A 14,813-nucleotide genomic window follows, 5' to 3' on the forward strand; every position below is an offset into this window, starting at 1 on the left:
TTTTATATTCTAACCACCATAGGTGGTGCCCCCATAAAAAAACAATAAAAACAATATATTAAACATTCACTCTTTCGCCCCGGACGAACAAGCCAGCGCCTTCACATTGCCCCCATTATTCTATAATTTACATATAATACAATCAGTTACCACAAAACAACTTATGAACCTTCTATCTTGACCCCATCCGAGCTGAGATATATCTTGATTTTTTCTGGCCAATACCGTTTTCCACGCTGAGGAAAACTGAAAAAAGCCGAACAAATCATTATGTAAGAATACCCACCAAAGCAATCGAGAGAAAAATGCGTAATGAAGACATCGTCCCAAAACGCCAAAAACTGTGCAAGAAATCCAGCTTGGTGGGGAAGAGTATTGATGAAACTTAATCGGAGATGTGTTTTTTAACCCAACCATTCTTAAAACGTCATCCGGAGGAATTATGCTCTCCGGATATTACTTATTGGGATAAACACGCTGTCATTGGAAGCATTGCACACCGGAAATAATTCTCCACTATTAATTTGGACCCCTGCTATGGAATTACGCATTTTATGTATATTGACCCTGTTCGGATTAGCCGGCTGCCATGACGCCACCACGCTGGAAAAAACCGCGCCGCCGCAGGTTGGCGTGGTCACGTTAAAAGCGCAACCTTTCACCTATTCCAGCGATCTAACCGGCCGCACCACCGCAACCTTGACGTCGAGCGTGCTGCCGCAGGTCGGCGGCATTATTCAACGCCGTCTGTTTAAAGAAGGCGATGAGGTCAAGGCCGGGCAAGCCCTGTACCAGATTGATCCTTCAAGCTATCAGGCCGCTTACGATCAGGCCGCCGCCGCACTGCAAAGCGCCAAGGCGCTGGTGATTGCCGACTGCCAAAAAGCCAAACGCTATGCGATCCTGGTGAAAGAACAAGGCGTATCCAAACAGGATGCCGATGATGCCGCCGCCACCTGCGGCGAAGACAAGGCCAGCGTGGCGGAAAAAGCCGCGGCGCTTGAGGCCGATAAAATCAACCTCAACTGGACGCGCGTAACCGCGCCTATCTCCGGGCATATCGGGATCTCCACCGTCACGCCAGGCGCGCTGGTCACCGCCAATCAGACCACTGCGTTGACCACTATTACCGCACTCGACAGCATGTACGTTGACCTCACCCGCTCCAGCGTGGATCTGCTGCAACTGCGTAAACGCGCGCTCGCCACCAACAGCGACACGCTTGACGTCACGCTGACGCTGGAAGACGGCTCGGTGTACCCGGAAAAAGGCAAGCTTGAGTTAACCGAAGTGTCGGTTGATGAATCAACGGGTTCCGTCACCCTGCGCGCCATCTTCCCTAACCCGCAGCACGTTTTGCTGCCGGGCATGTTCGTTCACGCCAGCGTGGATGAAGGGGTGATTGAAAACGCGGTGCTGGCGCCGCAGCAAAGCATCATTCGCGATCCGAAAGGCAATGCCACGGCGTTCGTCGTGGATGCCAGCAACAAAGTGGTATTGCGCAACGTGGTCACCGCGACCAATGCCGGCGACAACTATCTGATCACCCATGGGCTGCAGGCCGGCGATCGCGTGATCGTTGAAGGCACAGGCAAAGTCAACGCGGGCGACACCGTCAAACCGGTTGAAGTGCAGGTCAGCGCCGCAGCGGCAACGCCCGCGGCTAAACCGGCAGCAACAGAAGGAGCGGCCTGATGTTTTCACGCTTCTTTGTCCGGCGCCCGGTATTTGCCTGGGTTATCGCCCTGCTGATTATGATGGCCGGGATTCTTGCCATCCGTTCGATGGCGGTGGCGCAGTATCCAGAAGTTGCGCCGCCTTCGGTCAGAATCAAGGCAACCTATGCCGGCGCCTCGGCCGAAACCATAGAAAACAGCGTCACCCAGGTAATTGAACAACAGCTCACCGGCCTGGATAACCTGCTCTATTTTACCTCCACCAGCAGCTCCGCCGGCACGGTGCAGATTACGGTCAGCTTTAAACTGGGCACCAACCCGGATACCGCACAGGTTCAGGTGCAAGATAAGCTGCAACAGGCGGAATCACGCCTGCCGACCGAAGTACAGGAAGCTGGGATAACGGTGACCAAATCCCAGTCCGACTTCCTGATGATCATGGCGCTGTACGACAAGACCAATAAGGCAACCAGCAACGACATTGCCGACTGGCTGGTCAGTAATATGCAAGATCCGTTGGCGCGCGTGCCGGGTGTCGGTAGCCTTAACGTGTTCGGCAACGAATACGCGATGCGCATCTGGCTGAATCCCACCAAGCTGGCCGCCTATGATCTGATGCCTTCAGACGTTGAAACCGCCATCGAATCGCAAAATATCCAACTGTCCGCCGGCAGCATTGGTACGGCGCCTACCTCGCCCACCCAGCAGATTACCGCCACGGTACAGGCGCAATCACGCCTGCAAACACCGGAGCAGTTCCGCAATATTATCGTGAAAAGCGAAGCCAACGGTTCCGTGGTGCGTATCGGCGACGTTGCGCGCGTGGAGATGGGCAGCCAGGACTATATCGCGACGTCACGCCTCAACGGCCACCCGGCCGCAGGGGTGGCGGTGATGATGTCCGCCGGCGCTAACGCGCTGGAAACGGCCAAGGCCGTGAAGGCCACCGTCGAAAAATACCGCAGCAGTATGCCGGCAGGTTATGACGTGGCCTATCCGAAAGACAGCACCGAATTTATCAAGCTGTCGGTGCAGGACGTGGTAGAAACGTTGTTGATCGCGATCGCCCTGGTGATCGCCGTGATGTACCTGTTCCTGCAGAACGTGCGCGCCACGCTGATCCCTGCCCTGGCGGTGCCGGTTGTGCTGCTGGGCACCTTCGGCGTGCTGTCGGCGTTTGGCTATACCGTTAACACCCTGACGCTCTTTGCCATGGTGCTGGCCATCGGGCTACTGGTCGATGACGCGATCGTGGTGGTGGAAAACGTCGAGCGAATCATGCGCGAGGAGGGGCTAAAGGCCCGCGCCGCGACGGAAAAATCGATGGGGGAAATCTCCGGCGCGCTGGTGGCGATCGCCGTGGTGCTCTCCGCGGTATTTCTGCCGATGGCGTTTTTCGGCGGTTCCACCGGCGTGATTTACCGCCAGTTCTCGGTGACGCTGATTTCCGCCATGGCGCTGTCAGTGGTGGTGGCCTTAACGCTGACGCCGGCGCTGTGCGGGGCGTTGCTGCGCCATAGCAAACCCCACAACCGCGGTTTCTTCGGCGGGTTCAACCGCTTCTATGCCAACACCGAGCACCGCTACAAGCACGGCGTGCTAAAGGGGCTGCGCCGCCCCGCCATGATGATGCTGGTTTATGCCGCCCTGGCCGCCGCCATGGGCGTATTGATGATGCATATGCCCACCAGTTTCCTGCCCAACGAAGATCAGGGCCAGGTGATGGTGCAGTTCACGCTGCCGGCAGGATCGTCGGTTAACCGCACCAACCAGGTGAATAGCGAGGTGACCAACTGGTTCCTCACCCACGAAAAAGCCAATACCGACGTGGTGTTTTCGGTGACCGGCTTCAATTTCAGCGGTAGCGGCGACAACGTCGGCATGGCCTTCGTGGCGCTCAAAGACTGGAGCCTGCGCCCCGGCGCGCAAAATACCGCCCAGTCCATCGCCGAGGCTGCGAACAAGGCGCTGGCCGACATTCGCGATGCAAAAGTCATCGCCATGACGCCGCCTTCGCTATCGGGCATGGGGCAAAGCAACGGCTTCACCTTTGAGCTACTGTCGGCCGGCGGCACCAGCCATGACGATCTGCTGAAAATGCGCAATCAGTTGATTACCGAAGCCAATAACAGCCCGGAATTGCAATCCGTACGCGCCGCAGACCTGCCGGAAACGCCGCAGTTGAAAGTCGATATCGATAACAACAAGGCCGTTGCGCTGGGGTTGGATCTTAGCGACGTCACCGCCACGCTGAGCAGCGCCTGGGGCGGCACCTACGTGGACGACTTTATCGACCGCGGGCGGGTAAAAGAAGTGTATATCGAGGGCGACAGCCAGTTCCGCTCACAGCCGCAGGATCTGAACAAATGGTTTGTGCGCGGCACCAACAGCAGCGGTGAAACCACCATGACGCCGTTCTCCGCGTTTGCCACCACCCATTGGGCCTTCGGGCCGCAAAGCCTGGCGCGCTATAACGGCGTTACCTCGTTTGAAATTGACGGTGAAAATACCGACGGTTACAGCTCGGGCGCGGCGATGGCCAAGATGGAGGAACTGGCGTCGAAGCTGCCGAAAGGCTCCAACTATGCCTGGAGCGGCCTGTCGCTGCAGGAACAGTTGGCGAGCGGCCAGACCCTCAGCCTGTATACCATTTCGATTATGGTGGTGTTCCTGTGCCTGGCGGCGCTGTATGAAAGCTGGTCGGTGCCCTTCTCGGTGATCCTGGTTATCCCGCTGGGTATTCTCGGCGCGTCTTTCGCGGCTTCGCTGCGCGGCCTGAATAACGACATCTATTTCCAGGTGGCGTTGTTGACCACCATCGGGCTGTCGTCAAAGAACGCCATCCTGATCGTCGAGTTCGCCGAAGCGGCGGTTAAACAGGGCCAGTCGTTGTCGGCGGCGGCGATTTCTGCCGCGAAAACACGGTTGCGGCCGATCCTGATGACGTCAATTGCGTTTATCGCCGGCGTCTTGCCGCTGGCGTTATCGACCGGTGCCGGGGCGAACAGCCGCATCGCGATCGGTACCGGCATCATCGGCGGTACGCTGACGGCGACGCTGCTGGCGATTTTCTTTGTGCCCCTGTTCTTTGTGCTGGTGAAACACTTTTTCACTCGCCGCCATGTGAACGAGGAATAACGGATGTTTCATCATAAAAACGTATTTCATTTGAGCATCATCAGCCTGTCGCTGCTGTTGGCTGGCTGTGTCTCGCTCGATCCGCACTATGAGCGCCCGGCGGCGCCGGTGCCTCAAACCTGGCTCACGCAGGGGAACAACAGCGATGCCAAAACGGTACTTAGCGACTGGCAACAGGTGCTGGCCGACCCGCGGCTGAACAAGGTGGTGGAGCGCGCGCTGGTCAGCAACCGCGATCTGCAAAAAGCGATTGCCGATATTGAGGCCGCCCGTGCGCTGTACGGCGAAGAGCGGGCAGCGTTGTTCCCAACGCTTGACGCGGAGCTGACGCAAACCCGCAGCCGCACGGCAAGCGAAGGCGTGAGCAGTTCCGCCGAAGCCGACGGCGCGATCAGCAGCTTTGAGCTTGATCTGTTTGGCCGCAACCGCAGCCTGGCACGCGCCGCTAAAGAAACCTGGCTTGCCAGCGAAGCCACGGCGCAAAATACGCGGATTACGCTGGTTGCCGAAACCACCACCGCCTGGATAACGCTGGCGGCGGATAAAAGCAACCTGGCGTTGAGCCAGCAAACTATGGCCAGCGCGGCGGATACGCTGCGCATTACCCAACGGCAGTTAGGCGTCGGCACCGCGTCGGCGGCCGACGTCAGCGAAGCGGAAACCACCTATCAGCAGGCGCGCGCCAGCGTCGCCAGTGATAAAACGCTGGTCGCGCAGGACATCAACGCCCTCAACCTGTTGGTGGGCGAAACCGTGCCAGAAAACCTGCTGCCCGGCCCGATCGAAAACCTGGCGCCGCAGGCGATTGCCCTGGTGCCGGCCGGCGTCTCCTCCACCGTGTTGCTGCGGCGGCCCGACGTGATTGAAGCCGAACACAATTTGAAGAGTGAGAATGCCGACATTGGCGCCGCGCGTGCGAACTTTTTCCCGACCATATCACTGACCGCCAGCGCCGGCGTTGGCAGCAGTTCGCTATCGAACCTGTTTAGCCACGGCACCAACGTTTGGTCGTTTGCGCCCAGTATCACGCTGCCGCTGTTTGCCGGCGGCAGCAATCTGGCGCAGTTGCATTACGCCGAGGCAGAGAAAAAGGGCCTGATTGCCACTTACCAAAAGACGATCCAGACCGCGTTTGAAGATGTGGCAAACGCGTTGGCCCGCCGCGAAACATTGAATGAGCAAATGGACGCGCAGGTGCAGGCGGTCGCCTCGGCGCAGCGCAGCTACGACATCGCCCGCCGCAGCTATGAGGTGGGCACCGGCGATTACCTGACGGTATTAACCGATCAGCGCACGCTGTGGTCGACGCAGTTGGATCTGGTCGCGCTGCAACAAACCGATTTCGAAAACCGGATCACGCTGTGGGAATCGTTGGGGGGCGGTGTGAAGTAGCGTTTCGTGCGCCGCCCGGTGCGGCGCGCCTATGGCAAACCCGATCGACGCTATACTAGGTAGGTTGTTAATCTAATGCGGAGATATAGCCTGTGGTCAGCTCTGATATCGATGTCCTGTTTCAACCCTTCCACCTGAAAAGTCTGGCGCTGAAAAACCGCATCGTGATGGCGCCGATGACGCGCTCCTTTGCCGCCAACGGCGTACCTGACGAAAAAATCGCCGCCTATTACCGGCGCCGTGCAGAAGGCGAAGTCGGCCTGATCCTCTCCGAAGGCACGGTGATCAACCGGCCTGCAGCTCGCAACGATGCCCAGATCCCGTTTTTCTACGGCGAGGACGCGTTGGCCGGCTGGAAACGTGTTATCGATGGCGTTCACGCCGCCGGCGGCAAGATGGGGCCGCAGCTGTGGCATACCGGTTCGGTCATCAGTTTCCAGACGGATTGGGTGCCGGATACGGCAGTGGAGAGCCCATCGGGGCTGATCGCACCGGGCCAGCCGCGCGGCGTGGCGATGAGCGAAGAAGCTATCGCCGACACCATTGCCGCCTTCGCGCAGGCAGCGGCGGATGCCAAACGCCTGGGCTTTGACGTGGCGGAAATCCACGGTGCGCACGGTTATCTGATTGACCAGTTTTTCTGGGCCGGCACCAACCAACGTACCGACGGCTACGGTGGCGCAACCTTGCAACAGCGCTCACGTTTTGCCGCCGAGGTGGTAAAAGCCATGCGCCAAGCGGTTGGCCCTGATTTCCCTCTGATTTTGCGCGTTAGCCAATGGAAACAGCAGGACTATGCGGCCCGTCTGGCACCGACGCCGGAGGCCATGAGCGACTGGCTGGTGCCGCTGGTCGACGCTGGGGTGGATATCCTGCACTGCTCGCAGCGGCGGTTCTGGGAACCGGAGTTTCCCGAGATCGACGGCAGCCAGGGGTTGAACTTTGCCGGCTGGGCGAAAAAACTGACCGGTGCCGCCACCATTAGCGTCGGCTCCGTCGGCCTGTCGAGCGATTTTATGGGCGCATTTGCCGGTGAAAGCGCCAAACCCGCCAGCCTGGATAACCTGATTGAGCGCATGGCGCGCAACGAATTTGATCTGATCGCTGTGGGCCGCGCGCTGTTGAGCGATCCCCATTGGGCAGTCAAAATCCACACGGGTAACCACGCTGCATTGCAAGATTTTAACGCCGCCGCGTTGCAGACGCTGGCTTAAACGGGCACCCGGGCATTGTTGTACGCATCCGCCCGCCGCAAATGCGGCGGGCGATGTTTTTACGGCGGCCCCTGGCTCTATGCCTGAGTGGCCTTATCGTTGTTCTCGCCATACTTCTCGCGCATATGCGTTTCAATTTCTTCCAGGCTTTTCCCGCGCGTTTCCGGCACCATCAGCATGATAAACAGCAAAGAGCCCACGTTAATCAACGCGAAAATGAAGAAGGTTTTGCTGCCGGCAAAGGCCATCAGCGGCGGAAAGCTGAAAGCGACCAACGCATTAAAAATCCACTGTAGCGAAATTGCGGTCCCCGTCAGCCGCCCGCGCAACTGCATGGGGAATAATTCGGACATCAGCAGCCAGTAAACCGGGGCGATAAACATCTGCATGAAAAACAGGAAGATCAGTATGCAGCCTAAAGCAATAAAGCTTTGCGTCAGATCGGCGGATAACAGCGTCAACACCGCGCCCAACGAAAGCTGCGCAAAGATGACAAAGCAAAACCCGGTAATCAGCATATGGCGTCTTGAGAAACGGCTCACGGCCCAAATCCCGGCGATGGTGGCAATAACGGAAACCACCCCATTGCCGATGGTCGCGGTAATGGCGGCGGTGGTGCCCAGGCCCGTGGACTTCAGGATGATCGGGGTGTAATACATAAAGGCATTCACACCGGTGAATTGGAGAGCAAAACCCAGCCCAATGCCGATGACCAGCAGCCTTAGCACCCACTTTTCGCGAATCAGCGTCATGACGTCGGGCCCGCGTTCGGCCTCTTTGGCCTGTTTACGCATCTGCTTCAGCTCTTTTTGCACCTCATGCGGCGTTTCGCGCAGCTCGTGAAGCACCTCCCTGGCCTCCTCGTGGCGCCCTTCCCCCACCAGCCAGTGCGGAGAAACCGGAACAAAAAAGGTCCCCAAAAACAGCAGCACGCCCGGCACCATAGCGATCGCCAGCATATAACGCCACAGATGCCCATCGTGCAGCAGATAGCTGAGCAAGGCACTGACCACATAGGCCACCAACTGCCCGGTGACGATCATTAATTCATTACGGCTTACCAGCGGCGCCCTGAGCTTTGGCCCGGCGATCTCCGCGATAAAGACCGGCACGGTCGAGGAACCGCCGCCAACGGCGATCCCGAGCAGGAAACGCATGGCAACCATCGTCGATACTGAAGGGGCCAGTGCGGTGCCCAGGGAGCCAACAACAAACAGAACGGCCAGGCTACGCAGGGTGATACGGCGGCCAAACTTATCGGAGAAAAAACCGCTGAGAAAGGAACCGATTGCCGCACCGAAAACCAGTGACGACGCAACTAACCCTTCAGTGAACGAGGTCAGCCCCAACCCACCTTCGGCTGTGGGAGAAGACATGTAAGGTAATGCCCCTGAAATAATACCGGTGTCATAACCAAATGCCAGCGCGCCCATCGTCGCAACGAGTACCACAAAAAAAATCCGCTGCCTTACGGTTACTGCACGGGGTGTTTCACTGGTCTGAGACAAAGTCGAATCGTGGGAATCCATAATAATCTCTACATCTCTATGTTTTTAGTTTGAAGTATGAATTATCCCTTAAAATTCCGGGATTCTTTTACGCTCAGCGTATAAGTATAGCCGCTATCAGGTATAAAATAGCCGTAGAAGTGAAATTTCCCGCTTATTCAGCGAAATAATCCCAATAAAAACCCCCACAGGAATCACGAGAAAACCAACAAGACAAAATAAAACAACCAATATAATCAAATAATTATAACAAAACAAAATAAAGAACCTTTTCACCAATATGGCCGTAAATGTGCGTGTGATTTTTTTGTAAATTTCAGGATATTCCTAGCATCCAGCACCACATCAGGCCTGTTCTGATAATTCCATCAGTGCATCACGGGAGTGGCCTTGCTATTTCCAGGGGGGGGATTTAGCGGCTGATTTATTTTATTCCATTTATCATTCCAATACATTGAATAATCTCAACAGGAATCCCTTGTTATTTTTCAGGCTAATAAAATAACAAGTAGAATAGATATTCCTGGAATGTCGTGTTTGTAAACTTATAACCAGCCCATTATTTAAACGCTTAGTTCATGCCGTTCAACCATAATAAAATACCCGGCGAGCATATTGGTGAAAACACCCTACGTAGCTTTGTTTTTTTAACTTTCCTGGCAATTTACCTATGAGGAAAAATTGTGAAGCCGATCATATTTTCCTGAAATTTTTCCGTAAGTTCAGGCTAACAGCACTTCGGGAAGGCAAAAAAAAGCCCGAGAGAAATGCGATGACTTTGTGAAGAGAAGCGCTCGTTGCCTGATATTTTTGCCATCATTAATAGGCCGGCGGCAATCAGCAAAAGGTTTATCAGCGTTACCCCGGTTATGATAAAAGGTTTTATCATACGGCGTAATGCCTGGCGATACGCTATTCTGCGCGGCCAGCCATAAAATAACACCTTGTTTTTTTAGTTAATTATTTAAACAAACGCGCTTTACTTACCCTTTCCGTTCACCCGACTCTCCGTTCCATTTTATGCCGTTGCGGCCTGTTTGCATTATTGATGCCGGCAGAGTAAAAGCACATACAAATAAGAAACAAATACCCCACATATTGTTATCGAGGTTGAAACCATGGCTATAAAACAACAACAATTTTACATCAATGGTGAATTCGTCCCTCACGCAGGCGAGAAATGGATCGATGTGTTGAATCCTGCCACGGAGGAAATTATTTCGCAGGTGCCGGACGCGGGCCTGGAAGCGGTGCGCCGCGCCATTGATGCCGCAGAGCAGGCCCAGGCCGCCTGGGAAGAGACGCCGGCCTATGAGCGCGGCATCTGGCTGCATAAAATCGCCGCTGGGATCCGTGAGCGTGCGCAGGAACTGACCGACATCATTGTCGCCGAAGGGGGTAAGACCCAGGCGCTGGCCAATACCGAAGTCTTGTTCACCGCGGATTATCTTGACTATATGGCGGAATGGGCGCGCCGCTACGAAGGTGAAATCGTGCAAAGCGATCGGCGCAATGAGAATATTTTTGTGTTCAAGAAGGCCATTGGGGTAACGACCGGCATCTTGCCGTGGAACTTTCCGTTTTTCCTGATCGCACGTAAAGCGGCGCCCGCCCTGATCACCGGCAACACCATCGTGGTCAAACCCAGCCAGCTCACCCCGAACAATGCCATCGCCTTTGCTGAAATCGTTCACCAGGTCGGGCTGCCGAAAGGCGTCTTCAATCTGGTCACCGGGCGTGGCTCGGTGGTGGGCCATGAATTGGCCAGCAACCCGAAAGTCGGGATGGTCAGCCTGACCGGCAGCGTGGCGGCCGGGGAACAAACCATGGCCGCCGCAGCGCAAAACATCACCAAAGTGTCGTTGGAACTGGGCGGCAAAGCGCCGGCGATTGTCATGCAAGATGCCGATCTGGATCTGGCGGTAAACGCCATTGTCGCTTCGCGGGTGATTAATAGCGGGCAAGTGTGCAACTGCGCCGAACGGGTGTACGTGCAAAACAGCATCAAGGATGCGTTTATCACACGTTTGACCGCCGCCTTTAACAACGTGAAATACGGCAACCCGGCAAATGAAAAAGCGCTGGATATGGGGCCGCTGATCGATGCCGCTTCACTGAATGCGGTTCAGACCAAGGTGGACAACGCGATCGCGCAAGGGGCACAGGTGCTAGTGGGCGGCAAACGCGCCGGCGGCAAGGGCTATTTCTTCCAACCGACCCTGTTGGTCAATGTGCGCCAGGAAATGGACATCATGCATGAAGAGACGTTTGGGCCGGTTTTACCGGTCGCCACCTTCAACACGCTGGATGAAGCGATCGCGATGGCGAATGACTGTGAGTTCGGCCTGACCTCCTCCATCTATACCAACGATCTCAATACCGCCATGGCGGCGATGAAAAAGCTGAAGTTTGGCGAAACCTATATCAACCGGGAAAACTTCGAAGCTATGCAAGGCTTCCACGCCGGCTGGCGTAAATCCGGCGTCGGCGGCGCCGATGGCCGCCACGGGCTGGAAGAGTATCTGCAAACCCACGTGGTCTACCTGCAGTACCAAGCCTGATAGCGCCTGGGGCGGTGCCCGCCGCCCCAACGCGTTCAGCGAATCCGCAGATGGGTTTCGAGCAACTGCGCCAATACATTGACCTTGGGCGTCAATTGCCGCGCCACCGGCCATAACAGATGGAGCGGCAGTCCGTCCGTCGCCTGCTGCGCCATAATCTCCACCAGTTTACCGGTACGCAAATCGTCCTCCACCAGCCAGGTCGCCAGCTGCGCGATCCCCATCCCCTCCCGCACGTAAGCCAACTGGGCTTCAGCATCGCTGGCGACAATTCGCGGGCGCACGAAACAGTGGCCGATTTCACCGTTACCGGTGGCATACACCCAGGGCGGTTGCGTGCCGTCAGGCCGCCCGTAAACAATGCAATCGTGTTCCTGCAACTGCGGCATGGTCAGCGGCACGCCGCGCCGTTCAAGATAACCTGGCGCGGCGCAGAAAATCAGGCGCTCGCTGCCCAGGCAGCGCTGAACCAGCGATGGCGGGAGGTTCGGCGGCCCGCCGATGCGCACCGCCAGATCGATGCCCTCTTCGGCGAAATCGACGAAGCGATCGGAAAAGGTCAGGTGCGGGCGCACATCCGGATACTGCGTTGAAAATTTTAGCAGCACCGGCACCACGCGAAGCCGCCCAAACGAAGCGGGCAACGCTACGCGCACCGTGCCGGTCGGTTCCCGCTTTTGCGCCAGCATGACGGCCTCGGCTTCACTGAGTTCCATCAGGATCTGGGTGCAGGTTTCGTAATAGGCACGCCCAGCGTCGGAAAGCTTCAGACGACGCGTGGTGCGCTCAAACAGCGCCACCCCCAGGCGCTGCTCTAGCCGGGCGACGCTTTTGCTCACGGCTGAACTGGTGAGATTCAACTGCTGTGCGGCGGCGGTAAAACTGCCGGCCTCAGCGGCGCAGACAAACGGGACGATGCCTTTGAGCCGCTCGCTGCGCAAAACCGTTGATGATTGATGAATTAAATTCTTCAATTGATGGAAATCTTATCATGAACAGGAATATTTATCCTCAGTATGATATCGGGAGAGCATGAAGTCCACGCCATCCAGAACAGGAGCGACAGTATGAGCAACAAAGCACTGATTATCGGCGCCAGTGGCATCATCGGCAGCGCACTGGCTGAACACCTTCTTGCCAGCGGCTGGACGGTTTACGGCCTGTCACGCGGGCGCAACGCCATCGTCCCTGGCTGCCAGCCGATCATCGCCGATCTTACGGATAGCGAGTCCGTTGCGGCGGCGGTTAGCGGGCTGGGTATCACCCATGCGTTCCTCACTGCCTGGTCACGGCAGGCAAACGAGAAAGAGAATATTCGCGTGAACGGCGCCATGGTGCGCAACGTGCTTGAACCGCTCGGACGCACGGCGCAGCTTAAACACGCGGCATTGGTCACCGGCCTGAAACACTATCTCGGGCCGTTCGAAGCCTACGCCGCAGGGGCAGTGCCGATCACGCCGTTTCGTGAAGAACAAGGCCGCCAACCGGTGGAAAATTTCTACTACGAGCAGGAAGACCGGCTGTTCGAAGCCGCCAATCGCTACGGTTTTAGCTGGAGCGTGCATCGGCCCCATACGATTATCGGTTTCGCACTCGGCAACGCGATGAACATGGGGCAGACGCTGGCCGTCTATGCCACGCTGTGCAAACACAGCGGCCAACCCTTTGTCTTCCCAGGTTCGGCGGCGCAGTGGAACGGCCTCACGGACATGACCGATGCGCGCCTGCTGGCACGGCACCTGGCATGGGCGGCGCTGAATGAACAGGTCAAAAACCAGGATTTCAACGTGGTAAACGGCGATATTTTTCGCTGGAAATCGATGTGGGCGCAGTTGGCCGGCTACTTCGGCATTGAGGCCGCGCCGTTTGACGGCACGCTTCGCCCACTGGAAGGCCGAATGCAGGATGCAGCGCGCCAATGGGCCGATATCGCAGCCAAATATCAGTTACAAGAACCGAACGTTGAACGCCTGGCTTCGTGGTGGCATACGGATGCCGATCTCGGCCGGCCGATGGAAGTGGTGACGGATATGACGAAAAGCCGCAAGGCCGGGTTCCTCGATTACCAAAGCACGCCTGATGCGTTTGTCGATCTGTTCGAGCGGCTAAAGGCCCAGCGCCTTATTCCGGCGTAAACGCCGGCAGCCCCGCCGTGCACGGCAACCGGCCCCGGTTTATCAACGGCCGGTTGCCGGTTAATGGTTACGCCTTTCTTTGCACGTGCCGCACGTCATCATCACGGCAGTGGGAAGCGCAACACACGAAACGGTGGATGGGTATCATCACGGCCGCCATTGTTGGCCGGCGTGCGATGCGCCTGCGCGGCGCCGGTGTAAACCTTGCCGTCCGGCCCAATCGCCATGGCGTCCGGCCAGTCAAGCAGCGCCGACGTAACCACCTGGCGCAGCGAGCCATCCGGCCGCCGCAGTTGGATGGCATAATGCTCCACATCCGACAGCAGCATATCACCGCTGGGCAGCATCAGAATGCCGCCAACCGGCATCAATGGCCCAAGATTTTCCACCCGCTGATCAAGCGAGGCTTCATCAAGCTGGGTGTTAAGCAGATCGCTTAACTGCACACGCCACAACGTGCCCCCCAACGGCGGGCAGAAATACAGCCACTGTTTATCAGGGCTGATTTCAATGCCGTCGGCATTGACGATCGGGATGCCGCCTTCAGGCGTTTTCTCCGCCACGCCGTCGATCACCGCCACCTTGCCCGGCTCCGCTTTGGTTTTCTGGCTGTTGGCCAACAAACGGCGCGCCTGCCCGCTGGCTAAATCGAGCGTAATAATGGCACCGGTGCCCGATTCCGTCAGGAAAGCGATCTGGTTAACAATGCGCACATCGTTAAGGCAGCCGCCCGGTACCGGCACAATCGATGCATCAAGCGGGTACACACGCCCGATCTGATTCTTTTTAATATCAATATCGACCAGCTTCGCGCCCCCTTTGCCCAACGTACAATCCACCGCCCACAGGTGATCCGGCTTATCCGGCTCGATGCGCAGCGCATTGATGTTGACAAAATGCTGCGCCGGATCGGACTGCGGCGCCCACGTATTCCAGCTATCGCCGGGATAAGGGACGACCTCGCCGTTCACCACCACGCCAACCGAAAACGAGGCCTGCTGCACCCAGCGCGGCATACCGACGAATACCCGGCCATCCTGGGCAACGGCGATACCGTTTATTTGGTAGGGCGTGGTAATCACCGTTTCCAACTGGGCCGGCGCGGATACCGCCGGCACCGACCACATACCGCACGCCAGCATGACGCCGGTAATCAATGCCGCATAATACGTTTTACCGTGCCGCCCGG

Annotated in this window: 9 protein-coding genes; 6 read left to right on the forward strand and 3 right to left on the reverse strand. The window is 57.1% G+C overall.

All coding sequences use genetic code 11. From position 1 onward, the window contains the following. Window positions 1–537 precede the first annotated feature (537 nt). From ACN28Q_RS02310 to ACN28Q_RS02325, 4 genes are all read left to right on the forward strand, one after another. Window positions 538–1,695 (forward strand): efflux RND transporter periplasmic adaptor subunit, encoded by a 1,158-nt coding sequence (locus tag ACN28Q_RS02310; protein WP_095844849.1) that lies wholly within the window; start codon window positions 538–540, stop codon window positions 1,693–1,695. Continuing rightward, the gene (locus tag ACN28Q_RS02315) at window positions 1,695–4,814 is read left to right on the forward strand and encodes an efflux RND transporter permease subunit (RefSeq protein ID WP_095844850.1); all 3,120 of its coding nucleotides are present in this window, start codon (window positions 1,695–1,697) and stop codon (window positions 4,812–4,814) included. The genes ACN28Q_RS02310 and ACN28Q_RS02315 overlap by 1 nt, the downstream gene beginning before the upstream one ends. 3 nt (window positions 4,815–4,817) lie before the next feature. Further along, window positions 4,818–6,206: an efflux transporter outer membrane subunit gene (locus tag ACN28Q_RS02320; RefSeq protein WP_095844851.1), complete on the forward strand. Its 1,389-nt coding sequence runs from the start codon at window positions 4,818–4,820 to the stop codon at window positions 6,204–6,206. Between the two features lie 92 nt (window positions 6,207–6,298). After that, the gene (locus tag ACN28Q_RS02325) at window positions 6,299–7,420 is read left to right on the forward strand and encodes an NADH:flavin oxidoreductase (protein WP_095844852.1); all 1,122 of its coding nucleotides are present in this window, start codon (window positions 6,299–6,301) and stop codon (window positions 7,418–7,420) included. Between the two features lie 77 nt (window positions 7,421–7,497). On the opposite strand, the gene ACN28Q_RS02330 is transcribed toward ACN28Q_RS02325, so the two are convergent. Beyond that, on the reverse strand, window positions 7,498–8,949 hold the full coding sequence (locus ACN28Q_RS02330; protein WP_095844853.1) for a sugar porter family MFS transporter: 1,452 nt from the start codon (window positions 8,947–8,949) through the stop codon (window positions 7,498–7,500). A gap of 1,097 nt (window positions 8,950–10,046) precedes the next feature. Here ACN28Q_RS02330 and aldA point away from each other — a divergent pair. Then, a complete protein-coding gene (gene aldA, locus ACN28Q_RS02335) occupies window positions 10,047–11,489 on the forward strand; it encodes an aldehyde dehydrogenase (protein WP_095844854.1) in 1,443 nt (480 codons plus the stop codon). Between the two features lie 35 nt (window positions 11,490–11,524). Here aldA and ACN28Q_RS02340 read toward each other — a convergent pair whose 3' ends face one another. Then, complete coding sequence (locus ACN28Q_RS02340; RefSeq protein WP_230469414.1) at window positions 11,525–12,463, reverse strand: LysR family transcriptional regulator; 939 nt, start codon at window positions 12,461–12,463, stop codon at window positions 11,525–11,527. Between the two features lie 93 nt (window positions 12,464–12,556). Here ACN28Q_RS02340 and ACN28Q_RS02345 point away from each other — a divergent pair, with 93 nt between their 5' ends. After that, window positions 12,557–13,624, forward strand: coding sequence for an SDR family oxidoreductase (locus ACN28Q_RS02345; protein WP_095844856.1), 1,068 nt, complete (start codon window positions 12,557–12,559; stop codon window positions 13,622–13,624). A 101-nt stretch (window positions 13,625–13,725) separates the two neighbouring features. On the opposite strand, the gene ACN28Q_RS02350 is transcribed toward ACN28Q_RS02345, so the two are convergent. Next, window positions 13,726–14,751 carry an L-dopachrome tautomerase-related protein gene (locus tag ACN28Q_RS02350; RefSeq protein WP_095844857.1) on the reverse strand — a complete coding sequence of 342 codons (1,026 nt, stop codon included), beginning with the start codon at window positions 14,749–14,751 and terminating at the stop codon, window positions 13,726–13,728. Between the last annotated feature and the right edge of the window lie 62 nt (window positions 14,752–14,813).

It is taken from the genome of Gibbsiella quercinecans, from assembly GCF_002291425.1.
Classification (GTDB): domain Bacteria; phylum Pseudomonadota; class Gammaproteobacteria; order Enterobacterales; family Enterobacteriaceae; genus Gibbsiella; species Gibbsiella quercinecans.